Source organism: Paenibacillus sp. J22P277 (assembly GCF_059383675.1).
In genome coordinates this window covers 100,013-124,248 of sequence record NZ_JBXENS010000001.1, presented here as the reverse complement: position 1 = coordinate 124,248, position 24,236 = coordinate 100,013, and the positions used below count along the sequence as shown (strand labels likewise).

22 protein-coding genes and 1 riboswitch are annotated in these 24,236 nt (G+C 62.7%); of the genes, 21 read left to right on the top strand and 1 reads right to left on the bottom strand.

Annotation, left to right across the window (positions count from 1 at the left end):
- Nucleotides 1-25: 25 nt before the first annotated feature.
- From AC50YL_RS00560 to AC50YL_RS00550, 3 genes are all read left to right on the top strand, one after another.
- Nucleotides 26-595 carry a phosphate propanoyltransferase gene (locus AC50YL_RS00560; RefSeq protein ID WP_494828475.1) on the top strand — a complete coding sequence of 190 codons (570 nt, stop codon included), beginning with the start codon at nt 26-28 and terminating at the stop codon, nt 593-595.
- 150 nt (nt 596-745) lie between these two features.
- The gene (gene miaB / locus AC50YL_RS00555) at nt 746-2,305 is read left to right on the top strand and encodes a tRNA (N6-isopentenyl adenosine(37)-C2)-methylthiotransferase MiaB (protein ID WP_494828473.1); all 1,560 of its coding nucleotides are present in this window, start codon (nt 746-748) and stop codon (nt 2,303-2,305) included.
- A gap of 21 nt (nt 2,306-2,326) precedes the next feature.
- Nucleotides 2,327-2,803: a YlbF/YmcA family competence regulator gene (locus AC50YL_RS00550; RefSeq protein WP_494828471.1), complete on the top strand. Its 477-nt coding sequence runs from the start codon at nt 2,327-2,329 to the stop codon at nt 2,801-2,803.
- 60 nt (nt 2,804-2,863) lie between these two features.
- Here the strand turns inward: AC50YL_RS00550 and AC50YL_RS00545 are convergent, their stop codons facing one another.
- Entirely contained in the window at nt 2,864-4,072 is a 1,209-nt protein-coding gene (locus tag AC50YL_RS00545; RefSeq protein ID WP_494828469.1) for an MFS transporter, read from the bottom strand.
- Between the two features lie 176 nt (nt 4,073-4,248).
- On the opposite strand from AC50YL_RS00545, the gene lepB reads away from it, so the two are divergent.
- From lepB to AC50YL_RS00455, 18 genes are all read left to right on the top strand, one after another.
- Nucleotides 4,249-4,773 carry a signal peptidase I gene (lepB, locus tag AC50YL_RS00540; protein WP_494828468.1) on the top strand — a complete coding sequence of 175 codons (525 nt, stop codon included), beginning with the start codon at nt 4,249-4,251 and terminating at the stop codon, nt 4,771-4,773.
- Between the two features lie 4 nt (nt 4,774-4,777).
- Complete coding sequence (locus tag AC50YL_RS00535) at nt 4,778-5,803, top strand: DUF4184 family protein (protein WP_494828466.1); 1,026 nt, start codon at nt 4,778-4,780, stop codon at nt 5,801-5,803.
- Nucleotides 5,804-5,938: 135 nt separating this feature from the next.
- Nucleotides 5,939-6,259, top strand: coding sequence for a heavy metal-binding domain-containing protein (locus AC50YL_RS00530; protein ID WP_494828464.1), 321 nt, complete (start codon nt 5,939-5,941; stop codon nt 6,257-6,259).
- 131 nt (nt 6,260-6,390) lie between these two features.
- A complete protein-coding gene (locus AC50YL_RS00525) occupies nt 6,391-6,699 on the top strand; it encodes a rhodanese-like domain-containing protein (protein ID WP_201755177.1) in 309 nt (102 codons plus the stop codon).
- 175 nt (nt 6,700-6,874) lie between these two features.
- Entirely contained in the window at nt 6,875-9,085 is a 2,211-nt protein-coding gene (locus AC50YL_RS00520) for a heavy metal translocating P-type ATPase (protein WP_494828462.1), read from the top strand.
- A gap of 260 nt (nt 9,086-9,345) precedes the next feature.
- Nucleotides 9,346-9,574, top strand: a riboswitch (cobalamin riboswitch).
- 211 nt (nt 9,575-9,785) lie between these two features.
- Nucleotides 9,786-10,898 carry an ABC transporter substrate-binding protein gene (locus AC50YL_RS00515; protein WP_494828460.1) on the top strand — a complete coding sequence of 371 codons (1,113 nt, stop codon included), beginning with the start codon at nt 9,786-9,788 and terminating at the stop codon, nt 10,896-10,898.
- Nucleotide 10,899: 1 nt separating this feature from the next.
- Nucleotides 10,900-11,937: a FecCD family ABC transporter permease gene (locus AC50YL_RS00510; RefSeq protein WP_494828458.1), complete on the top strand. Its 1,038-nt coding sequence runs from the start codon at nt 10,900-10,902 to the stop codon at nt 11,935-11,937.
- Nucleotides 11,934-12,746, top strand: coding sequence for an ABC transporter ATP-binding protein (locus AC50YL_RS00505; RefSeq protein WP_494828456.1), 813 nt, complete (start codon nt 11,934-11,936; stop codon nt 12,744-12,746). The genes AC50YL_RS00510 and AC50YL_RS00505 overlap by 4 nt, the downstream gene beginning before the upstream one ends.
- Nucleotides 12,743-13,798 carry a nicotinate-nucleotide--dimethylbenzimidazole phosphoribosyltransferase gene (gene cobT / locus AC50YL_RS00500; protein WP_494828454.1) on the top strand — a complete coding sequence of 352 codons (1,056 nt, stop codon included), beginning with the start codon at nt 12,743-12,745 and terminating at the stop codon, nt 13,796-13,798. The genes AC50YL_RS00505 and cobT overlap by 4 nt, the downstream gene beginning before the upstream one ends.
- 129 nt (nt 13,799-13,927) lie before the next feature.
- Entirely contained in the window at nt 13,928-14,530 is a 603-nt protein-coding gene (cobU, locus tag AC50YL_RS00495; protein WP_494828452.1) for a bifunctional adenosylcobinamide kinase/adenosylcobinamide-phosphate guanylyltransferase, read from the top strand.
- Between the two features lie 4 nt (nt 14,531-14,534).
- Nucleotides 14,535-15,515, top strand: a complete 981-nt coding sequence (gene cbiB / locus AC50YL_RS00490; RefSeq protein ID WP_494828451.1) for an adenosylcobinamide-phosphate synthase CbiB — start codon at nt 14,535-14,537, stop codon at nt 15,513-15,515.
- A complete protein-coding gene (cobS, locus tag AC50YL_RS00485; RefSeq protein ID WP_494828449.1) occupies nt 15,497-16,306 on the top strand; it encodes an adenosylcobinamide-GDP ribazoletransferase in 810 nt (269 codons plus the stop codon). The genes cbiB and cobS overlap by 19 nt, the downstream gene beginning before the upstream one ends.
- A gap of 34 nt (nt 16,307-16,340) precedes the next feature.
- Nucleotides 16,341-17,489: a threonine-phosphate decarboxylase CobD gene (cobD, locus tag AC50YL_RS00480; protein WP_494828447.1), complete on the top strand. Its 1,149-nt coding sequence runs from the start codon at nt 16,341-16,343 to the stop codon at nt 17,487-17,489.
- On the top strand, nt 17,486-19,105 hold the full coding sequence (locus AC50YL_RS00475; protein ID WP_494828445.1) for a cobyric acid synthase: 1,620 nt from the start codon (nt 17,486-17,488) through the stop codon (nt 19,103-19,105). Before cobD ends, AC50YL_RS00475 begins: the two co-directional genes overlap by 4 nt.
- Nucleotides 19,106-19,119: 14 nt before the next feature.
- Nucleotides 19,120-19,833 carry an adenosylcobinamide amidohydrolase gene (locus AC50YL_RS00470; RefSeq protein WP_494828443.1) on the top strand — a complete coding sequence of 238 codons (714 nt, stop codon included), beginning with the start codon at nt 19,120-19,122 and terminating at the stop codon, nt 19,831-19,833.
- Between the two features lie 184 nt (nt 19,834-20,017).
- Nucleotides 20,018-22,630 carry an ATP-dependent helicase HrpB gene (gene hrpB / locus AC50YL_RS00465; RefSeq protein ID WP_494828441.1) on the top strand — a complete coding sequence of 871 codons (2,613 nt, stop codon included), beginning with the start codon at nt 20,018-20,020 and terminating at the stop codon, nt 22,628-22,630.
- A 159-nt stretch (nt 22,631-22,789) separates the two neighbouring features.
- Nucleotides 22,790-23,068 (top strand): DUF1294 domain-containing protein, encoded by a 279-nt coding sequence (locus tag AC50YL_RS00460; protein ID WP_494828439.1) that lies wholly within the window; start codon nt 22,790-22,792, stop codon nt 23,066-23,068.
- 168 nt (nt 23,069-23,236) lie between these two features.
- Nucleotides 23,237-24,208, top strand: coding sequence for a sugar-binding transcriptional regulator (locus tag AC50YL_RS00455; RefSeq protein WP_494828437.1), 972 nt, complete (start codon nt 23,237-23,239; stop codon nt 24,206-24,208).
- Nucleotides 24,209-24,236 lie beyond the last annotated feature (28 nt).

Sequence of the window (24,236 nt, the reverse complement as noted above, 5' to 3'; positions counted from 1 at the left end):
GGTTCGGAAAGAAGGTTTGGGCAGCATGAAGAAAGTACCCGTGGGCGTCTCCGCCCGGCATATACATCTGGAACAACGGCATGTCGAGCAATTATTCGGACCGGGCGCCGAGCTATCGGTGTTCAAGCCGCTCTCGCAGCCGGGACAGTACGCGGCGAACGAGACGGTCGAGGTAATCGGGCCGAAAGGCAGCTTCGGCAAGGTCAGAATTCTTGGCCCAGTCCGCAAGCGTACGCAGCTGGAAGTGTCGCGCACGGATGCGTTCTCGCTTGGTATCAACCCGCCGGTTCGGGAGTCGGGCGACATCGTCGGATCCGTAGGCATCACGATCAAAGGGCCGGCCGGCCAAGTAACCATCGAAGAAGGCGTCATCGTGGCCGCGCGCCATATCCATTTCCACACGAGCGACGCGGAGCGCTGGGGCATATCGGACAAGCAGAAGCTGTCGGTACGTCTCCACGGCGAACGCGGCGTCGTGCTGGAAAACGTCATCGCGCGGGTATCGCCGGATTTTGCGTTAGATCTGCACATCGATACCGACGAAGCCAATGCCGCCGGCGCCAAAACGGGCGACGAGGCCGAAATCATCGGGTAACGAGTCGAAGGGATGTTTGCCGCCATGCGGCGAACGTCCCTTTTTTGCATTGGCGGCGGGGTGGAAAGGGAGGAGCATTTTTCTTTCTAATCGCGGCGGATTTTGCTATAATGCGGAGATGGACACGTATAGAGAGGGGACGTGAATGCTGTGGCCAGCACGGAGAAGGACTTCTCCAAGTACTTTGATTTTTCGAACGCGAAAGTGCTGAACGAATCGGACGGAAAAACAACCTACCGCATCAACGGTAGAGATATAACGATAAACGCGGCGCCGAATTACAAAGACGAGAAGCGCAGGGGCAAGGAAGAGATTCAGGTTCACTACGAATCCGCGATCCCGCCGGAGCTCAAGGAGCTCGGCAAAGGAAAAACCTACAACATCACGACGTACGGGTGCCAGATGAACGAGCATGACACCGAGGTGATGAAAGGGATATTCGAGCAGATGGGCTATGTGTCGACCGACGACCGCAACCAAGCGGACGTCATCCTGCTCAATACCTGCGCCGTTCGCGAGAATGCGGAAGATAAAGTATTCGGCGAGCTGGGGCATCTGAAGCATCTCAAGATCGAGAAGCCGGGGCTCATCCTCGGCGTGTGCGGCTGCATGTCGCAGGAGGAGTCGGTCGTCGGTCGCATCATGCAGAAGCACGGCTTCGTCGACCTGATCTTCGGCACGCACAACATCCATCGTCTGCCGTATTTGCTGCAGGATGCGCTGTTCGGCAAAGAGATGGTCGTGGAAGTGTGGTCCAAGGAAGGCGACATCATCGAGAATCTGCCGAAGAAACGCGAGGGCATGCGCGGCTGGGTGAACATCATGTACGGCTGCGACAAGTTCTGCACGTACTGCATCGTGCCGTATACGCGCGGCAAAGAACGGAGCAGGCGTCCGGAGGACGTCATCGCCGAAGTGCGCGAGCTGGCGCGCCAAGGCTTCAAGGAGATCACGCTCCTGGGACAGAACGTCAATGCCTACGGCAAGGACTTCGAGGACCGCGATTACCGGTTCGGCGATCTGATGGCGGACATGGCCAAGATCGACCTGCCGCGCATCCGGTTCACGACAAGCCATCCGCGGGACTTCGACGATCGTTTGATCGACGTCCTGGCCGCGCGCGGGAATCTCGTCGAACATATCCATTTGCCGGTGCAATCCGGCAGCACGGAAGTCTTGAAGCGAATGAGCCGCAAATATTCGCGGGAGCTTTACCTGGACCTGGTCGGCAAGATCAAGCGGGCGATTCCGGATGCCGTGCTGACGACCGATATCATCGTCGGTTTCCCCGGCGAGACGGAGGAGCAATTCGAGGAGACGCTGTCGCTGATGAAGGAAGTCGGGTTTGCTTCGGCATACACGTTCATCTATTCGCCGCGCGCCGGCACGCCTGCCGCGGACATGGAAGACAATATTCCCGAGGCCGTGAAGAAAGCGCGCTTGGCGCGGTTGAACGCGGTCGTCGGCGAGCTCAGCCTTCAAAGCAACAAGCTGATGCTGGGCCAAACCGTCGAGGTCTTGATCGAGGGGCAGAGCAAAAACAATCCGGACGTGCTCGCCGGACGCACGCGCACGAACAAGCTGGTTCATATGAAGGGACCGGCGTCCTGGATCGGACAATTCATCGAAGCGCGCGTAACGGACGTTCAGACGTGGTATGTCAAGGCAGAGCCGATCCTGGAAGAATTGAAGCAGGAAGCCGTATCTTAACGACTAGAGGAGCTGGAAACGATGGCAAACGAACAAACGGCAAAACACGAGCATGATCACGACCACGAAGCGGGCTGCGGCGTGCCGAAATTCAATACGGAGGACATTATCGTCCGCGCGGACATCATGGCGAAAACGAAGGAATTGGCGAACATGCTGTTCACGTCCGAGGAAGTGCAGCAGTTCCAGCGCGCCGAGAAGCAGATTCAAGGCAATGATCGCATCCAAGGCTTGATCGCGCAGATCAAGAAGAAACAGAAGGAAATCGTCGCGTTCGAGACGACGTTCAAAAATGCCGACATGGTGGCGAAGATCGAGAGCGAGATCGCCACGCTGCAAGACGAGCTCGACGGAATTCCGATCATCACGGAGTTCCAGCAGAGCCAAGCGGATATCAACTATCTGCTGCAAACGGTCGTGTCCGTCATTCGGGATACGGTCGCGGAGAAAATCACGATCGAGGATGCGCAGACGGAAGATCCGGAAGAGTGCATGTAAGCAGGCAATAAAAACACCAGCCGATTCGACGAGCGTCGAACCGGCTGGTGTTTTTGTTCATTAGGCGGAGGCGGCCGCTCCGGAACGCTTCCAGATCAGCGTCAGCAGCAGCGCGGCCGCGGCGAACCCGCCGCCGAGCCAGAAGCCGTAATCCCGGCCGAACCTATCGTTCACGAAGCCGGCCAGGAACGGTCCCGCGAACATGCCGACGGAATACACGGCTTGGTAGAATCCCATCGCCGTCGCGCGTTTGGCCGATTCGAACGGCTGGATGGCAAGACCGAGCAGGATGGGCAGGTGCATGCCCTGAGCGAAGCCGTTCAGCACCTGGGTCATGGCGAGCTGGCCGAGATTCGGAGCGAAGGCGATCGCGACGGTGAAGATGCCGCTCAGCAGATAGGCGGTTCCGATGACGTTCCAGGTGCCGAAGCGCGGAACGAGCCAGCGTCCGGTAATGAGCGAGGCGAGGCCGTGCGGCACCTTGAAGGCGATGACGATCAACGTCAGCTGGCCGTTCGAAGCGCCGAGCGACGTCGCCTTGAGCGGGGTGAACCCGAACATCGTAATGAACAGAACGCAGTGCGCGAGGATCGATAACGTCGATACCTGCCGCAGGGAAGGCGTTCGCACGACTTCCCGCAAGTGCCGAAGCGAGATCGGCGACCGCGCGATGCCTTCCCGGGGCTCCTTGACGGCGAAGGCGAGCCCGAGACCGCCGATGCCGAGGAAGATGCCGGCCATGAAAGCCGCGTTCCAACCGAACGCATCGGCCAGCCAGCCGCTCAGGATCATGCCGATCAGTTGCCCGGATACGGTCATGAAGCTGATGTTGCTCATCGCCTTCGTCGCTTCCGACGAGGCGAAGTAGGCGGCGTAAAGCACCGTGAACGCGACCCAAGCCGAGGCGCACACGCCCGACATCATGCGGCCCGCAAGCGGCCAGAGCCAGGAGCCGGGGACCATGAACAAGAGGCAGCTGAGCGTGCCGGTGACCATGCCGAGCATGAGGAAGGGCTTGCGTTTATGAAGCTTATCCGACAGCAGGCCGAGCGGAAACCGGACGAGCATCTGGATGAACCCGTAACTGCCGAGCACGAAGCCGATCAAGACGTCCGCGTAGCCGCCGCTTTTCATGAACGGGGAAAGAATCGGCACGTAGACGTACAGCGTGGACCAATACAGCAGCGTCACGATGACGAATACGATATGGTCCGAACGGGTCGTGCGGATCGCGGCCGCCTGCTCGCGGGTATTTTCTAGTGCGGGCAAAGGAACTTTCATTCCTTCGGCATTTATGAATGTCAGCTTTTTAAATGTATAATAGGACCTGTGGAAGAGCAATCCTTTTTAAGCAATATGTCCCTTGGAAAGAAACTTATTTGGCGGTACTGTCGTATTAGTTACAGACATTCGGACAAGCGAACCCGGAAAGGAGTCAGAAGCAGATGAAGAAAACATGGATTCGAGAGGTGCGGGACTGGTGCGTCACGCTGGGCATTGCGATTGCCGCGGCGCTCCTTATTCAGAACTACGCTTTTGCCCAAACCGAGGTTAAAAACATCTCCATGCAGAAAACGCTCGTGGACGGGCAACGGCTCATCGAGGACAAAATCAGCTATCGTTTCGAAACGCCGCACCGCGGGGACATCGTCATCATCGACGGGCCCGAGAGCGATAAGCGTCTTATTAAACGGGTCGTCGGGCTGCCGGGCGACGTGATTGATTTTACGAGCGACGGCCATGTGCTGGTGAATCAAAAAAAACTTCAAGAGCCTTACGTGAAAGGGCTCACGTATTCCAACGGCATGAAGGTACCGTATACCGTCCCCGCAAAATCCGTGTTCGTGATGGGCGATAACCGCGAGAACAGCCAAGACAGCCGGATGCTGGGACCGATCGCGCTGTCGAGTCTCGAAGGAAGGGCCGTGTTCCGGCTGTGGCCGCTGAGCAAGTTCGGTCAATTGGAGTAAGGGCATGCCATTTACCTTCTCGCATCCTTTGTTCGCGGTGCCGCTCCGGCGGATTGCGCCTGGCTGGCTGAGCGTAACGGGGCTCGTGCTGGGCAGCATGATTCCGGATATGGAATATTTCATGGCCATGGAATCCTATCAAACGATCGGACATTCGCTGCGCGGTTTTCTGGTGCAGGGGGTTCCGCTCAGCATCGCGCTCGCGCTCGCATTCCATAAGGTCGTGAAGCCGGCGATTCCGAAGTTTCTCCCGTCGGCCGGCCATGTGGACCAGTTCGCGAAAAGCCTGTCGTCGGAGGAATGGAAGCTGAATTCCGTTCGGGCCTGGATCGTATTTCTCGCGTCGTTGTATATCGGGTATTTGACGCATCTCTTCATGGATTCGTGGTCGCACGGGACCGGCGAATTCGTAAGATGGTTCCCTGTTTTGCGCGAACATATCGGCGGTCGCCCGGCCTATCAGCAGCTGCAGTACCTGTTGTCGCTGATCGGCTTGTTTATCCCGGCGCTGCTGCTGTTAATCCGTTATCGAAGCTGGTACGCGCATGCGAAAAGCTTGCGTCCGCCGAAGATTTCTAGACCGGGCACGATGCTGCTGCTGTGGGCGACGGCCGTTGTTTTCGGATTCGGCTTGTTCGCCGCCAAGATGACGTTCTCGGTGGATCGCTACAATTGGGTCAGCCCGCTGATCGTGGCGCCTTTGTCCTCGGCGTTGTTCGGCGTATTCGTGGCTTCCTTGTTATACCGGGCCGTCAAGAACCGCAAAATCCCCGGGGGCACCACCGCCGTCGCGTTGCTGCTGTTCGCGCTTGTCCTGTTTCGAACCAGCGAATACCTGCTCGCGCCCTATCAGCTGCATCATTCTTCGGCGCATGCGTTCCGGGCGTTCAAAGGGGATTTTCAATCGGTATGGAACGCCTATATTTGGTGCTGGTCCGCCATGCTGCTGCTGAGCTGCTGGCTGACCGCGAACGATCGGCGGCGCGCGAGCGCGCGGGTCGGCAAGCGCGAACGGACGAAAACCTTATAGCGTATTGCATAAAAAAATCGTCGGCGGGTCATTCTAGCAACGCCTGAAACGGGTATATCCTTTATGAAGCGCAAAGATGAAACCTTTTGGAAAGAGCAGCCGTATGACGCAATATACCGAGTGGGAGGGATTACGATGATTTATTCGACAACACCTACGATTGAGGGGCATCCGATCGAGCAGTACCTGGGCGTCGTGACGGGAGAAGCGATCATGGGCGCGAATATCATGCGCGACTTGTTCGCTTCGATCACCGACATCGTTGGCGGACGTTCGGGCGCGTACGAGACGAAGCTGAAGGAAGCGCGCGACGTCGCGTTCGGCGAAATGTCCAGCCAGGCTTCGCGGCTGGGCGCGAACGCGATCGTCGGCATCGACATCGATTACGAGGTCGTCCGCGAAGGCATGCTGATGGTCGCGGTAAGCGGCACGGCGGTCCGCATTAGGCCCGAATAAACGACGAAGACGGCATCCGCGACAATCGCGGATGCCGTCTTCATGTCCATGAAGCTGGACAGGACGATGAGCTTAACGGTAAAATGCCTATATAGCAGGGCAACATGAAGCTTGAAGGAGTGCATGCAGCAATGGGAGAAATCACGGCCAGCGAACTGGAAACCCGGCTTCGGGAAGGCGAGAAGCTGAGCGTTATCGATGTCAGGGAACCGGACGAATGGGAATCCGGCCATATTAAAGAGGCGGTCAGCATTCCGTTGTCCGTCTTCGTCGAACGGGTAGGCGAACTGAACGGCATGGAAGAGCCGCTGTACATGGTGTGCAGAAGCGGGAACCGGAGCGGCAAAGCCTGCGATTATTTATCCGCGCAGGGCTACGAGGTCGTCAACGTCCTCGGCGGCATGCTCAGCTGGCCGGGCGAAGTCGAAACAGGCAACTAACCGGCGTGAAGAGGCACTTTCGCATTTCGATGCGGAAGTGCTTTTTATTTTGTATCATGCGCCATGCGTTCCTGCCATATAGTGGAGAGTAGGACAGCTTGGGTTTGTCTGCACGGCAGGAGATTGACACGCGAATTCCATGCATCGCGAACGACGAATCGAAGGAGGGCGGGCCATGCAGCCGCTGGACGAGGAAGAAGTGCTGGATTTGCGCATCCACGGCATGAGCTGCACGGCTTGCGCGACCCGGATCGAACGGGCGGTCGGCAAGCTGGCCGGCGTGTCCGGCGTGTCGGTGCATTATGCGGCGAAGTCCGCTTTTATTACGTATGCTTCGGGGGCCGTTTCGCCGGCCGGCATCATCGAACGGATCGGGCAAATCGGCTTTCAGGCTTTTCCGCACGGGCGCGACGAGGACGGCGGCTCGGAGATCGACGCGCTGAAGCTTCGCGTCATCGCGGGTTCGCTGCTGACGCTGCCTTTATTATGGACGATGGTTCATCACTATGACCTCTTGCGCGGCATTCCGGTGCCTGCTTTCATCGAAGAGCCGATCCTGCAGCTGCTGCTCGCGTCGGTCGTGCAGTTTTTTATCGGCATGCCGTTTTACTTCGGCGCGTACTATGCGCTGCGGGAGCGAACGGCCAACATGGACGTGCTGGTCGCGATCGGCACGACGGCGGCGTATGTCTACAGCTATATATCGATGATGACGGGCGGCGCCTTGTATTTCGAGACGTCGGCCGTCGTCATCACCGCCGTGCTGGGCGGCAAGCTGCTGGAGGCCGCCGCCTCGGAGCGGGTCATGAAAGAAGGCGACGGCTACGCGTCGCTGCAGGCGAAGGAAGCGATCGTCGTGCGCGGCGGCAAAACCGAACGGATTCCGCTCGACCGGCTGCGCGTCGGGGATCAGCTCATCGTTGAAGCGAACGGGCATTTGCCCGCGGACGGCATCGTCGCGGATGGCGAAGCGACGCTCGATGAATCGTTTCTAACGGGGGAGAGCGGCATGGTCAAACGGCTCGCGGGGGACCGCGTCTTTGCCGGCACGACCGTCATCGGCCATCCGCTGCGCATGCAGGTGCTTGCCACGGGACGCGGGACCTTACTGAGCCGCATCGCGGCGATCACGAGGCAGGCGCAGGCGACGAAGTCGTCGATCGGGCGCAAGGTGGACCGCATGGCGGCCGTATTCGTCCCCGTCATGATGGCGCTGTCGCTCGCCACGCTGGCGCTGTGGCTGGTGTGGCTCAATCCGGGCGACTGGAAAACGGCTTCGATTCATGCGCTGGCCGTGCTGCTCGCGGCATGCCCGTGCGCGCTCGGGCTGGCCGCGCCGATATCGCTCGTATTGGCGACGGGCAAGCTCGCCAGAAGGGGCATCGTGCTGAAGGAAGCGAGCGCGCTTGAACGGCTGGCGCAGCTGAACTTGATCGTGCTGGACAAGACCGGCACGCTGACGGAAGGCAAGCCGGCCGTGACGGGCGTATCCGCGCTGAACGGCGCGCCGAACGCGCTGCTGCGGCTTGCGGCGGCGGCGGAGGAGCGGTCGCAGCATCCGTTCGCGGAAGCGATCCGGGAGTCGGCCCGGCGTGCGGGGCTGGTCGTTCCGTCTTCGGCATCGCATGCCGCTTACCCGGGCAAAGGGATCGAGGCGCTCGTCGAGGGCAAAACGGTCGCGGTGGGGAACGCGGGCTTCGCCGCGGAGCGGTCCTGGGTAATTCACCGCTCGCTGCAAGGATTTGCCGGACGGAAGGAGGAAGCTGGCGAGACCGTCGTCTACGCTTTCGTCGACGGCGTCTGCGCAGGGGCTTTCGCGCTGGCCGATTCCGTGAAGCGCACGTCCAAGGAAGCGGTGGAGGGCTTGAAGCGAGAGGGCATCCGCGTGCTGCTCGCGACCGGCGATCATCCGTCCGCAGCCAAGAAGGCCGCGGGGCTGACGGGGATCCGGGACGTGCATGCCTCCATGCTGCCGGACCAGAAGGCCGCGTTGATCCGCAGGCTGCAAGGAGACGGGCTGGTCGTGGCGATGGCCGGGGACGGGTGGAACGATGCGCCGGCGCTCGCCGCGGCGGACGTGGGCATCGCCATGGGAGGCGGCACGGAAGCGGCACTCGACGCGGGAGACATGACCTTGCTTAGATCGCGGCTGACGGGGATCTCGGAGGCGCTGCAGATCAGCCGGTTGACCGTTCGCAACATCCGACAGAACCTGGGCTTCGCCTTTCTCTACAATGCGGTCGTGATCCCGTTCGCGGCGGTAGGCGGCATCGAGCCTTGGATGGCGGGAACGGCGATGGCGCTCAGCTCCGTATCGGTCGTGGGGAACGCGCTTCGCTTGAACGGCCAGATGAAGCGCAAGCTGGATCGGCGCCTGGCAGCATAGGCGGTCGCAGCTCGCCGCCTGCCTGCATGCGGGCAACGGCAAGCACGGCCGCGGCGGCGAACAGCGCCGTGCGGCATCTGGCGGCGTGAAGCTCTTTCCGGCGGGACATTCGAACGCCTCCCAATAATGTATAGTGCTATGCTCGGAATTAGGGGAAGGGTATAGGATATGCGGCACAACCCGGCCAAAAGACCTCGTTTTTGGCAGAGGATCGTCTAGACAACGCTTGCGGAGGAATGGTATAGTAGCTCAGATACAATCGCATAGATGGAGTTACAGGTGCTGCACGATCGCGCTGCCAGCGAGCGTGCGGCTTAATAGGGAAGACCGGTGAGAAGCCGGCACGGACCCGCCACTGTAAGGAGCGCCCCGGCTGCATGACGAGCCCGGGCAAGGCATCGATGAAAGTCACTGGACGTTCGACCGTCCGGGAAGACGGCGATGCCCGCTGCTCCGAGTCAGGAGACCTGCCTGTAACGGGATAACGCTGCCTACGAGGATTTAGGAGGGTGTTAGAAAATGGCAATGAGCCGGATACGAACTCGAATTCCGCCGCTTCCGTACACGGAGCGTTTATTGCCGTCGTTCATTGGGACATGAGCATTTCTGACACTGTAGTCGGAGATGCTTTTTTTGTTGCGGGAACCAGTGAAAGCGAAGAAGTGAGTTGCATCAGATTATCGGAACGGGAGAGAGAACGATGAACATGAAACGAGAATGGAAACGGAAATCATCTGCTATTAGGAATATCGCTTTCGTCCTGCTGGCGGCGGCTCTGCTGCTGCTGACGACGGCCTGCGGCGCGCACAAAGCGAACGACGGCGGAACGACGAACAATGCCGCGGCGGGCAATGCGTCGAATGCGGCTGCGGGCAACATTGCGGCAGGCAACGGAGCGGCGGCCGATAATGCGGCCGCCGGCAATGAAGCAGCAGCCGATAACGAAACGGCTGCCGGCAACGAAGTCGCTGCGGCTGGCCCCCAAGCCACGACATATCCGCTTACGGTCAAGGACGTCACGGGTTCCGAGCTGACGTTCGCAGCCGCGCCGCAGCGGATCGTGACGCTCGTGCCGAGCGAGACGGAAATCGTCTACGCGCTCGGAGCGGGCGATGCAGTCGCGGCCGTGGATAACTACTCGAATTACCCGAAGGAAGCGGCGGATAAGCCGAAGATCGGCGACATGAACGCGGATATCGAGAAGATCGTCTCGCTCAAGCCGGACTTGATCCTCGCTTCGTACAGCATGAGCTCGGCCGTCGTCGATAAGCTGCGCGCGCTGAAGCTGCCGGTCTATGCGTCGGATCCCAAGACCTACGACGCGGTTATCGAGAAGGTGAAGCAGATCGGCGCGGTGCTCGATAAAGCGAAGGAAGCGGCGGCGGTCGCCGAGCATATGGAACAGGTGCGCACGCAGGTGGCGGATACGGTCAAGGATGCGCCGAAGCCGAACGTATACCTGGAATTCTCGCCGGGCTGGACAGTCGGCAAGGGCGAGTTTCTGGACGAGCTCATCACGCTGGCCGGCGGGACGAACATCGCCACGGAGCCCAATTGGTACGAGATCGATCCGGAGGCCGTCGTGAAGGCGAACCCCGACGAGATCATATATGCGTCCATGACGGTGAAGGAAGGCGAGAAAAACCCGATCCTCGCGGCGATCGAATCGCGTCCGGGCTGGAATGCGATCAAGGCGATCAAGAATAAGCAGGTATTCGAAGTCGATCAGGACCCGCTGACGCGGGTCGGTCCCCGCTTGGCCGACGGTCTGCTGGAAGTCGCGAAGAAGCTGCATCCGGATCTGTTCCAATAAGATGCGGACGAAATTATACGCGTATGGAGGAGCAGCGATGCTCCTCTTACTCGCATCTATGGTCGTCAGCCTGTCGATCGGCTCGGCCGGCTTGGCGCTGAAGGATGTGTGGGGCATTCTGCTGCATCAGCTGCCATGGATGCCGGATGCCGGCACGAAGTGGGATGCCGCGGATATCGCCATCGTGACGCAGCTTCGTTTATCGCGCGTCGTGCTTGGCGTGCTGGTCGGCGCTTGCCTGGCTTTGGCCGGAGCGGGCTTCCAAGGCGTGCTGCGCAATCCGCTCGCCGATCCGTTCACGCTCGGCGTCGCTTCGGGCTGCTCCGTAGGCGCCGCCTTCATGATCGTGTTCGGGCTGCAATCGGCGCTCGGCCTATGGACCGTCCCCTTGGTCGCCTTCGCCACGGGCATGGTTACGCTGCTGATCGTGTTCGCGTTATCCCGGGCCAGAGGAGCCATGAACGTCGAGACGCTGATCTTGTCGGGCGTCATCGTGCAGGCTTTCCTCGGCGCGCTCGTGTCGTTCCTGGTGACGCTGTCGCAGAACGTCGTGAACGAAGCGATGTTTTGGCTCATGGGCAGCCTCAGCGCAAGAAGCTGGGAGCACGCGAAGCTCATCGCGCCTTTCTTGATCGTGGGACTGCCGGTCCTGATCCGGTATTCGCAGCATCTGAATCTATTCGTCTTCGGCGAGCGGCATGCCGCGCATCTGGGCGTCAACGTCGAGCGCACCAAGCTGATCGTCCTGCTCGTCTCCACGCTGCTTACCGCGGTCGCGGTCTCCATCGCGGGCGTCGTCGGCTTCGTCGGGCTGGTCGTGCCGCATCTGATCCGGCTGATCGTGGGACCCGATTACCGGATTATCGTGCCGTTGTCCGCGATCGGGGGCGGCTTCTACCTCGTCTGGGCGGATACGCTCGCGCGGACGGCACTCAGTCCGAAGGAAATCTCGCTCGGCATCGTGACGGCGTTGATCGGCGCGCCATTCTTCGCGTATTTGCTCTATCGGCGCAAGGTGCTGCAAGGAGGTGCGTCATGATCGAAGCGAAGGGACTCGCGATGACGATTGCCGGCCATTCGATATTGAACGACCTGAACTTCTCGATGCGCAAAGGCGCCATGTACGGCATTATCGGTCCGAACGGCGCGGGCAAGTCGACGCTGCTGCGCCTGCTCTCCGGCATGGACCGCCCCACCGCGGGACAGGCGCTGTTGGAAGGCAAGCCGGCTCTGGCTTACAAGCGCAAGGAGCTGGCCAAACGAATCGCCGTGCTTCAGCAGGGCGGACTGCCGTCCGTCAGCTTCACGGTGCGCGAGGCAGTGACGATGGGGAGATTCCCGTATCAGAACTGGCTCGGCGAGGAAGCCCCCGAAGGCGGGCAGGTCGTGGAGCGGGCGCTTCGGGATATGGGGCTTGCCGAGCTGCAGGATCGCCGGGTCGACGGCCTGAGCGGCGGCGAACGCCAGCGCGTCGCGCTCGCGAAGGTGATGGCGCAGGAGCCGGAACTGCTGCTGCTCGACGAGCCGACGACTTATCTGGATATCGGTTACCAGGTGCAGCTGCTGGATACCGTCAAGCGCTGGCAGGCGGAGCGGCAGCTGACGGTGGTGGCCGTCCTTCACGATCTTAATCTGGCGGCGCATTATTGCGACGAATTGCTCGTGCTGCACGGCGGCGGCATCGAAGCGTTCGGGCCGCCGTCCGAAGTGGTCCGGCCAGACCTGATCGAACGGGTCTTCGGCGCGCGGACCGTCGTGCTGCCGCATCCCGCAACCGGCGTGCCGCAGCTGCTGCTGCTGCCGGAAGTTCCGCCTGCCGAAGAGAAGAGAGAGGAAGCGAATAAATGAGCGAAGAACGATTGTTGGCATCCATGGATCAGATCGGCGAGCTGGACGCCGCGGGCATGGCAACCGCGGAACAACGCTTGAACAGCTTGACGAAACCGCCGGGGAGCCTGGGCCGGTTGGAAAGCATCGCCGTGCAGGCCGCGGGCATAACCGGAGAGCTCGCCGCGGATTTCTCGAAGCGCGCCGTTATCGTCATGGCCGGCGATCATGGCGTTTGCGAAGAGGGCGTCAGCGCGTTCCCGGCGGAGGTAACGCCGCAAATGGTGTTGAATTTCCTGGCGGGCGGAGCTGCGGTGAACGTGCTGGCACGCGGCGCCGGCGCGGACGTCTATTGCGTCGATATGGGCGTGAATGCGGATTTGGCGCACGAAGGACTTATTGTCTGCAAGACGCGCAAAGGGACGGCGAACATGACGCGCGAAGCCGCGATGTCGCGCGCGGATGCGGTCGCCGCCATTCAGGGCGGGTTCGACCTCGTCGCGAGATTAGCGGCCGACGGCTATCGGATGTTCGCGACGGGCGATATGGGCATCGGCAATACGACGCCGAGCGCGGCGCTCTGCGCCGTGTTCGGCGGCTTGCCGGCGGACGAGGCGGTCGGTCTCGGCACGGGAATCGACGAGGCGCGCCGCCAGCATAAGGTCGAAGTCGTTAAGCGCGCGATCGCCCTGAACCGCCCCGACGCTTCCGACCCCATCGGCGCGCTGGCGAAGGTCGGCGGGCTAGAAATCGCCGGGCTCGTCGGCGTCATTCTAGGCGCGGCGGCGAACCGCTGCCTGGTCGTCGTCGACGGCTTTATCTCTTCCGCGGCCGCGCTCGTCGCGACCGCCATTGCGCCGAAAGCGGCCGCGTTCATGCTCGGCTCCCATCTTTCGCACGAGCAGGGGCATGCCGGACTGCTGCGGCGCATCGGCCTCGCGCCGATGATCCATCTGGAGATGCGTCTCGGAGAAGGAACGGGCGCCGTGCTGGCATTTCATTTCGTGGATGCGGCTCTCGGCGTGATGCGGGAGATGGCGACGTTCGAAAGCGCCGGTGTGTCGAGAGAGTAAGCTCGTTCCGCGCGAAGACAATCGCGATGCGAGCGGCTGTTATGAATGGGGAATGCGCATCTGCTGTTCGGATTACGGGCCCGGCCTGAGAGCGCAATAAGGAACGACATTGGAAACGGGGCGAGCGAAATGGCGATATTCATAACGGGCGGGGCGAGAAGCGGCAAGAGCGGCTTCGCCGAAGCGTATGCGATGAAGCTGTCCGGTCATGGCATCTATATCGCGACCGCCCAGAGCTGGGACGACGAGATGAAGGAGCGGACGGCGAGGCATCGGTCGACGCGCGAGCGATCCGGTTATCGCTGGCGGACGATCGAGGAGCCGCTCGTCCTGGCGGAGCTGCTGGGCGAGCTCGAACGCGAGCAGGGCGACGGCGGCGAACGGCCCGCGGTGCTCGTCGACTGCTTGACGTTATGGCTGACGAACCGGCTCCTGCGGCTGGATGAAGGTACGCGGGGCGACGGAGATCAGGATACGGGAACGTACGGGGAGCTGCACGCGGAAGTGGAGAAGCTGAGCGCCGCCGTCGCCGCCTATACCGGGCCGCTGCTGCTCGTCACGAACGAAGTCGGCAGCGGAATCGTGCCCGCCTACCCGCTCGGAAGGCGATTTCGCGATGAAGCGGGCCGCTTGAACCGCAAGCTCGCCGCGATCTGCGACGAAGCCTATCTCGTCGTCGCCGGCATCCCGATCGATCTGAAGAAGCACGCGTTTCGCCTGGAAGGGGAGTGACGGGATGTTGTTCTATTCCCTGCACGAAACGCTGTTGCTCGCGGCTGCCGCGATCGCGATCGACTGGGCCGTCGGCGATCCCAGATGGATCTCGCATCCCGTCATCCTGATCGGACGAATGATCGCGAGGCTGGAGCGGCTGTTGCGCCCTGAAGGGGTGCATTTGACGCCAAGCGCATTGAAAAGGCGCGGCGTGCTGTTGACGGCCGCGACGGTTCTCGTCTCGGCGGCCGTAACCGCGGGAATATGCTGGCTCGCCGCATGGATCCATCCTTGGCTCGGTTATGCCGCGTCGGCATGGCTGATGTCGACGACGATGGCGGTCAAAGGGCTCAAGGACGCGGCGATGCTCGTCTTCCGGCCGCTTGCCTCGGGCGACTTGAGCGAAGCCCGCAAATACGTCGGCTATATCGTCAGCCGCGATACGACGGCGATGGGCGAGCAGGAAACGGCCCGCGCGGCGATCGAAACGGTCGCGGAAAATACCGTGGATGCTTTTCTCTCGCCGCTGCTGTTCGCGGTGCTCGGGGCCGCTCCGCTTGCGATGCTCTACCGCGCTGCCAATACGCTGGATTCCATGGTCGGCTATAAGAACGATCGTTATGCGCGGTTCGGCTGGGCATCCGCTCGGTTCGACGACGTGCTGAATTACATACCGGCCAGAATGAGCGGCTGGCTGCTGGCAGCGGCGGCCTGGATCACGCCGGGTTTGTCGGCCGGCAGGGCGCTTCGGGCCGTCCGTCTGTTCGCGCGCCTTCACCCGAGCCCGAACAGCGGCATTCCGGAATCCGCCGCCGCGGGCGCTCTCGGCATCGAGCTCGGCGGACGGAACGTGTATTTCGGTACGGTCAGCGAACGCGCCCGGATGGGCTGGCCGCTTCGGCCGATCGAGGCTCGGGATATCGTGCGGACCGTCAGGTTGCTGTATATCGTGAGCTTATTTTGTTTTGCGGGGGTGATCGCCGCATGGCGATGGATTTCCTGAGACGCGAGCTGCAGGCGGCCGGCGCCGCGTTTCAACTGTTGACGCGCATTCCGGTGCCGGCGTCGATTCCGTTCACGCCGGAGCTGCTGGCCCGGAGCACGGTCTATTACCCGGTCGTAGGGGTCGTTATCGGCGGTCTGGTTGCCGCCGCCGGAGCCTTGTTGGACGGACATATACCGTCCATGCCCGCGGCGGTGCTGCTGCTGGGATTCTGGCTGCTGCTGAGCGGCGGGCTGCACTTGGACGGGCTGATGGATACGGCCGACGGCGTGCTGAGCCATCGGTCCCGCGAGCGGATGCTCGAGATCATGAAGGACAGCCGCGTCGGCGCCATGGGCGTGCTCGCCGCGATCATGCTGCTGCTGTTCAAATTCTCGCTGCTCGCGGCGTGGTTGGACGGCGGGAAAAATTGGCTGGACGAAGCGCCTCTGTTGGCGCTGGGCTGCGGCTTAAGCCGCTTGTGGGTCGTCGCCGCCATGGCATGCTGGCCGTTCGCGCGGGCCGATGAAGGCATGGCTGCGCTGTTCAAGGACGTCAATCCGCGCCATGCGGTCGCCGCGGCAATCGTCCAGGCGGCGATGTCGGTCGCGTGCCTGTTGACGATACCGTCCGGTCCAATCGGCTGGCTGGCGGCAATCGCGCTGCCGGCCGGACTTGCCGTCGCGGCAGGAGCCGCGCTCGCCGCTTGGCTGACCCGCAAGCTGGGGGGATTGACGGGCGATACGTACGGCGCGATGACGGAGATCCTCGAGGCGGTATTACTGTTCGTTATTATTTTGCAAGTGAACTAGTGTTGAAAACTGAAAGAACGCGAGGAGTGGTACGATGTTGGAACGCTACGGCCACGGCGGGGATTGGACAACCGCCCGGGAGCTGTTCGGAGCGGACGGCGGTCCGCGGCAATTCATCGATTACAGCGCGAACATGAATCCGTTCGGTCCGCCCTCCGGCGTTTTCGAGCTGCTTCGGAATTACGGAGACGCGATCATGCGTTATCCCGATCCGGCCGTTCGGGGACTGCGCGGCAAGCTTGCGCGGCATCATGGCATGCCGATGGACAGCCTGCTCGTCGGCAACGGCGCCGCCGAACTGATCGATTTGCTGTGTCGGTTGATGCGGCCGCAAGCGGCGGTACTCGCGGAGCCCTGCTTCGGCGAGTATCGGGAGGCGGCGGTCAAGAACGGCGCAATCGTTGAGGCGATCGAATTGCAAGCGGAAGAACAATTTCGGCTGACTCCCGAAGCGGTGAGGGAGAAGCTGGCGCAGCTGCGGCGATCGGGCTTGCGAAGCGGGCAGACGCTGTGGTTTCTGGGATCGCCGAACAATCCGACCGGGCAGGTCGTCGACGCGGCGATCGTGAAGGAGCTGCTGGATGAAGGCGAAACGGTGGCCGTGGACGAGGCGTTCATGGATTTCGCCGCGAATGAATCGGAGCTCGGCGTGCTGCGCGACGCCGCTTCGCGCGAGGGGCTGATCGTCATTCGGTCGATGACGAAATTTTACGCGATTCCCGGCATCCGGCTCGGGTACGTGGCGGCGCATCCTGCGCTGATCCGGCGGCTTGCGGCGCTGCAAGTGCCGTGGAGCGTGAATTCGCTCGCCCAGCAGATCGGCGAAGCCGTGCTGGAGGATATTCGGTACGCGGCCGACACGATCGCGTGGCTGGAGGAGGAACGGCAATGGCTGCGTGCGGAGTTGGCCGCGCTCGGATTGGTTACCTATGGCAGCGCCTCGGTTAATTACGTATTGACGGCCTTCCCGGATACGCGGAGCTGGACCTCCGCTCGCCTGCAGGAGGCGCTGGGTTTCAAAGGGATATTGATCCGCGACGCGGCGCATTTCGTCGGCTTGGATGATCGGTACTTCCGCCTGGCCGTCCGGCTGCGGCCCGACAACGAGCTGCTGCTGGAGCAGCTTCGGCAGCTGCTTTCGACAAACCCGCAGGCGGCGAGAGGGGAGGCAGAATGCGAATGAGTCAGTCCGAATATCGTCCCGCGCGCACGCTCATGATTCAAGGAACGGCCTCGGATGTCGGGAAAAGCCTGCTGACCGCGGCCGTTTGCCGGATTCTGAAGGAGGACGGCTACCGGACGGCCCCGTTCAAATCCCAGAACATGTCGCTGAATTCTTACGTCACGTGGGACGGCAAGGAGATCGGCCGGGCGCAGGGCATGCAGGCAGACGCTTGCGGCATTCTCGCGACGACCGATATGAACCCGATCTTGCTCAAGCCGAAGAAGGAGATGGTGTCGCAAGTCGTCGTGCACGGCAAGCCCCTCGGCGACTTCGAAGCGCGGGTCTACCGCGAAGAGGTGCTGGCGGAAGCCGGCACGATCGTTCAAGCGGCGCTCGGGCGGCTGAGAGACGCCTACGACGTCGTCGTGCTGGAGGGCGCGGGCAGCCCCGCGGAAATTAACTTGAAGGACCGCGATATCGTCAACATGCGGGCTGCGGCCTGGGCGGACGCTCCGGTCGTGCTGGCGGCGGACATCGACCGCGGCGGCGTGTTCGCGGCGATCGTCGGGACGCTCGAGCTGCTGGAGCCGCATGAGCGCGACCGGGTGTGCGGCTTCGTCATCAACAAATTTCGCGGCGACGTCACGCTGCTGCAGCCGGGACTCGATTGGCTGGAGGCGCGGACGGGCAAGCCGGTTCTCGGCGTCGTGCCGTATTTGCCGAACGTCGGCCTGGAGGACGAAGATTCCCTCTCGCTGGATTCAGCCATCGCGTCGGCGGCGAACTCGGCGGAGCGCCGGTTGGAAAGCCGCGGCGGCAAGCTCGATATCGCCGTCATCCGGCTGCCGCATATCTCGAATTTCACCGATATCGATCCGCTGGGCGCCGAGCCGGATGTTGCGGTGCGTTTTATCGCAAGGGCCGACCAGTGGGGCGAACCGGATGCGGTGATCGTGCCGGGCAGCAAAAACGCGGTCGACGACCTGATCTTCCTGCGCGCGAGCGGGCTGGCGGAAAAGCTGGAGCGGTTCAAACGCGAGGGCGGCCATGTCGCCGGATTGTGCGGCGGCTACGAGATGTTTGGCGAGCGGCTGCTCGATCCCCTGCATACGGAATCGGATCGCGATGAAGTGCCGGGCTTCGGCTGGTTTCCGTTCGACGTGCGGTTCGCGGCCGAGAAACGCACGGTCCGGGCGGACGGATATGCCGCCATGCCGGGCTGGCGGGCGGAATATCCCGTGTCGGGCTTTGAAATTCATACCGGCCAGGTGATTTGGCGCGGTCAGGCATCGATGGCCGGATCAGCGGGGCCGGCATCGCCCGTGGCCGGCCGACCTTTCCGGCTGCGCGAGAGCCGCATGGCTGGAGAATCGCCCGCGGCCGATTACGCGCCCGAAGGCTGCGCGGACGAAGATGGACGCGTATGGGGAACGTTTTTGCACGGCGTGCTGCATAATGACGATTTTCGCCGGGGCTGGCTGAACCGCCTGCGCATGGCCCGGGACATGGCGCCGCTCGAAGGCGGTATCCGCGTCGGCGAGCTGCGGGAGCAAGCTTTCGCGCGATTGGCCCATCATGTACGGCAGCATGTCGACATCGATCGGCTGAAGCGCATCATCGGACTAACTTCATAGAGAGGAGGAGGGCGATGAGTCAACCATTTCGAAAAGGAACGGCGTCCTTTCAATCCGCGCTTTGCCCCGGCATTACCATTCGCCGCGAGGAAGACCGCTTGGTGCTGAAGACGGAAGACGCTTATCTCACCTTAAGCAGCGCGGTGCACGGCGGCGGTTACGGAAGCGCCTATCGGTTCATTAATTGGAAGGTGCCGCTCAGCTACGATTGCGCAGACCCCGCCCGGGATTTCGGCTCGATGCTGAGCGCCTGGGGGTATTCGCCGCATACGACGATCGGATTCCTGACCGCGGCGAAGCTGTCGCACGCGTCGGTTTTGGAGGCGGAGGGCGAGGCGTTCAGCCTGTTGTGCTGCACGACGGCCGGGACCGGGAACGCCGCGCGCGCCGGTCTGGCCCGCGAGACGTATCCGGCCTACGAGCCGGGGACGGTCAACCAATTCTTGTTCATTGACGGGAACTTGACGGCGGCGGCGATGGTCAACGCGGTCATCACCGCAACCGAAGCCAAGGCTGCGGCGCTGCAGGACTGCGGCGTGCTGGACAAGCTGCATGGCCGGCCCGCGACGGGGACCACGACGGATGCCATCGTGATCGCCTCCAGTCAGACCGACCGGCATGGACGCACGCATCTATACGCCGGCGCGGCGACGCAGCTCGGGGACGCGATCGGCCGCCTCGTATACGATACGGTGACGGAAGCCGTGCGAACGCAGGGCGAGGCTTGACCGCTCGAAGCTGTTGCAGTTCGGTGGAGCGGGGGGAAGCGAGAATGAGGAAGCACGCAGCGCGCAGACCGAACGATTTGCGCGTTTTTTGTCTCGCCGTTCGGGGCAAACCGGCGCTTTTGACGGGTCCGCCGTAAAGTCCCTATAATGGAGCATAGGAAAAGACAGGACAGGGGATTAGGCCATGAACGAACATGACGATAACCAAAACGCACCGGCCCGGGCGCATCTTCCGATCGACGACCTGCTTCCGGAGCTCCGGACGGCGTTGGCGAATCGGGCTTCGGCGGTGCTGGTGGCGGCGCCGGGTGCGGGCAAGACGACCCGCGTTCCGCTCGCGCTTCTCGACGCGCCGTGGCTTGCCGGGCAGCGCATTCTCATGCTGGAGCCACGCCGGCTGGCCGCCCGTTCGGCTGCCCGGTTCATGGCGGCATCGCTCGGGCAAGCGGTCGGCGGGACGGTCGGCTACCGCGTGCGAATGGACACGAAGGTCGGTCCGCGCACGCGGATCGAAGTCATCACGGAAGGCGTGCTGACGCGGATGCTGCAGCAGGATCCTTCGCTCGATGGCGTCGGCCTCGTCATCTTCGACGAGTTTCACGAACGGCATCTGCACGGCGATCTCGGGCTGGCGCTGTGCCTGCAGGCGCAGTCCGTGTTCCGCGAGGAGCTGCGGCTGCTCGTGATGTCGGCAACCCTCGAAGCCGAGCCGGTCGCGCGGCTGCTGGGCGGCGCGCCGCTGCTCGTAAGCGAAGGAAGGGCTTTCCCGGTCGAGACGGAGTATGCGCCGAAGCCGCTGGCCGGCCGAATGGAGGACGCCGTCGTTCGCTGCACGTTGGAAGCGATGCGCGCGCATGAAGGCGACGCGCTCGTGTTTCTGCCCGGCGCGGGCGAGATTCGCCGGGTGGAGCGATTGCTGCGCGCGGCGCAGTCCGGCGGCGCGAACGGCCGGGGACCGGGACTGGAATCGGGCGTTGCCGTGCTGCCGCTCTACGGCGCGCTGCCTCCGGAAGCGCAGGACAGGGCCGTCTCGGCCGCGGCAAGCGACGAACGAAAAATCGTCCTCGCTACCTCGATCGCGGAATCGAGCGTCACCGTTCGAGGCGTGCGCATCGTCGTCGACTGCGGGTTAAGCCGCGTTCCGCGCTTCTCCCCGCGAACCGGCATGGCGCGGCTGGAGACGGTGCCCGTATCGGCGGCCTCCGCGGATCAGCGCCGCGGCCGTGCCGGTCGGGAGGCGCCGGGCGTATGCTATCGCCTATGGACGGAAGGCGAGCAGCGGCAGCTCAAGCCGCAGAGCGATCCGGAGCTGCTCGGAGCGGATCTGGCGCCGTTCGCGCTGGAGCTCGCGATCTGGGGCATCGCCGATCCCGGCGAGCTGGCGTGGCTGACCCCGCCGCCGGCCGCGGCGTACGCCCAGGCCGTCGAGCTGCTGCGCGAGCTGCGCGCGCTGGATGCCGGGGGCAAGCCGACCGCGCACGGGCAGGCGATGGCGGAGCTCGGCATGCATCCGCGCCTTGCCCATATGGTGCTGGAGGCGAAGCCGCTCGGCCTGGGCGCGCTTGCCTGCGAGCTCGCGGCGCTGCTCGGCGACCGCGACCTGCTGCGGAGCACGCGCAGCATCGATATCCGCCTGCGCCTCGACGCGCTGCACGGCCGCGGCGCCGGCGAAGCCGCCGATCCTGCGGCGGTCCAGAGGCTCGTCGCGGAGTCGCGCGAGTGGATGCGCGCGGCGGGTATTTCTCCGAGCCCGGACGGCAGAGCTTCCGGCGCCTCGCCTGCCGCGCCGCCGCGAGCGGATAGCGTGGCGGCCCATGCGCTGCAGCCGGACGCCGCCTGCGGCGTGCTGCTGGCGCTCGCGTACCCGGACCGGATCGCCCAGCGGCGCGGCGACGGCCGCTTCCTGCTCAGGGGCGGGCGGGGCGCCGCCGTGCAGGAATTGCAGCCGCTGTCGGCGGCGCCGTATTTGGCGACGGCCGAGCTGGAAGACAGCGGCAGCGACAGCCGAATCCTGATGGCGGCCCCGCTCGGGCTGGACGAGCTGATCGCGTATTTTGCCGATGAGATTCAATCGGAGACCGAAGTAAAATGGGAGCGTCAGGCGGAAGCCGTGCGGGCGAAGCGGCGGCTGCGGCTCGGGGCGCTCGTGCTGAAGGAATCGCAGCTTGCAGACGCGGATCCGGGGCTGGTCGCCGAAGCGCTGCTCGGCGGAATCGCGGAGCAGGGTCTCGAGCTGCTGCCGTGGTCCAAGCAAGCAAGACAGCTTCGGGACCGGATGAATCTCATGCATGCGCATAATCCGGAATGGCCGGATGTCTCCGACGAAGCGCTGACACGTTCGATCCGGGAATGGCTCGGTCCGTATATCGGGGGCATGCGCAGCCGGAACGACCTGTCGCGCCTCTCCATGGCCGCGATCATGGAATCGCTGCTCTCGTGGCAGGAACGCCAGCTGCTGGAGAAAGAGGTGCCGACGCATCTGACGGTACCGAGCGGTTCGCGCATTCCGCTCGACTACGGCGATCCGGCCGCGCCGGTGCTGGCCGTCCGCCTCCAGGAACTGTTTGGCTTGTCTCGGACGCCGCGCATTGCGGGCGGCAAACTGCCCGTGACCATCCATATGCTGTCGCCGGCGCACCGCCCGGTGCAAGTGACGCAGGACTTGGCCAGCTTCTGGGAACATGCGTATTTCGATGTCAAGAAAGATCTGAAGGGCCGATATCCGAAGCACTATTGGCCGGACAATCCGCTCGAGGCGCCGGCAACGAACCGGGCCAAGCCGCGGCCGCGACCGTAAGCTGCCGTGCCAACCGATCGGCCTCGCCGCTTCGTTCTTCGTTCAGCAAGTGCTTCGGGGATCATGCCGCAAACGCCTTGACGCGCGCAGCGCGTTAGCGGCAAGCACGCATCAAGCCTGCCGTCAAAGGCGGCCCGTAATCATAAAGGAGAATATCAGATGTCGCCCATAGAGAAACTCGTTGCGATCTACCTCGTCATCCTCAATATCTACGCGTTCGCGCTGATGCGCATCGATAAAATCCGGGCCGTGAAGGACCGCAGGCACCGGATTCCGGAACGCAGGCTGCTGGGAGCCAGCGCCGCGGGAGGAGCGCTCGGCGCCTTCGCCGCCATGCGGTTGTTCCGGCATAAGACGAAGCACCCCGCGTTCGCCGCGGGCATACCGATCATGCTGCTCGTCCATATCGTCGTCATTGTCTGGCTGGAAAGCCTATAACGCCGCAAGGAAACGCCGCGGGGGAAGAACTATTCTTCCTCAGAGCGGCGTTTTTCGTTGCATGAATCAGGTTTACATGGGCGGAACTCTAGGGTATACTCAAACCAACGATGAACAAATGTTTATATTATGTACATATGTACTATAAAGGCGGTGATCGGATAAACCATGAGCGAAATCAACCTGGAACGCCGCCGGATTCTCGTCAAGATTTGCCAGCTCTACTACGAGGACGGCTTGAATCAACAGGAGATTGCCAAGCGGCTCGGCATATCGAGGCCGCATGTCAGCCGGATGCTGACGGCCGCGAAGAACGAGGGGATCGTGCGGATTACGATCCAGAATCCGTTCTCCGGCGAGCAGCAGCTGGAGAAGCGCTTCGCCGAAACCTTCGGCATACAGGACGCGATCATCATCGATGCGTCCGCGAGCGATCCGTCGAAGCTGCGCTTGCAGCTTGGGCGCACCGGCGCCGCGTTGCTCGAATCCGTGCTGATGGACGGAGATATCGTCGGCATCATGGCCGGCCGGACCGTGGCTAGCGCAGCGGAGGAACTTGATTATTTTGCCCGCGAAGGACTGCGGTTCGTGCCGCTCATCGGCGGTTGGGGCTCGGAGGGCGGCGTCTGGCATGCCAGCTCCAACACGATGGCGTTCGCGAACAAGCTGAAGGCGAAGTACTGGATGATGCACGCTCCGGCGACCGTTGCCAGCGTCGAGACGGGGCGGCTCCTGCGGCAGGAGCCGGAAATCGCCAAGGTGCTCGAGCTCGCCCGGCAAAGCCGCGTAGCCGTGATCAGCATCGGCGAAGTGGACGATCAGGCGACGATGGTGGAATCGGGCAGCATGAGTCGGGCGGACGTCGGCGCCTTGACGGCGCTTGGCGCCGCCGCGAATCTGTGCGCCTCGTTCATCGACGCCGAGGGCAGAGAACTTGATTTTCCGGACCGGCAACGATGGATCGGCTTATCGGCTTCCGAGCTCCGCGCTATTCCGACCGTGATCGGCATCGCGGGCGGCGAGCGCAAAGTGAAGGCGATCGCGGCGGCGCTGCGCGGCGAATGGATCGACATCCTCGTCACCGATGCCGCGACGGCCAGAGCGGTCCTCGCGTTCCATCAAGGCGGGGAAACGAATTGATTTCACGCGCTATTCGATACGAAGGAGG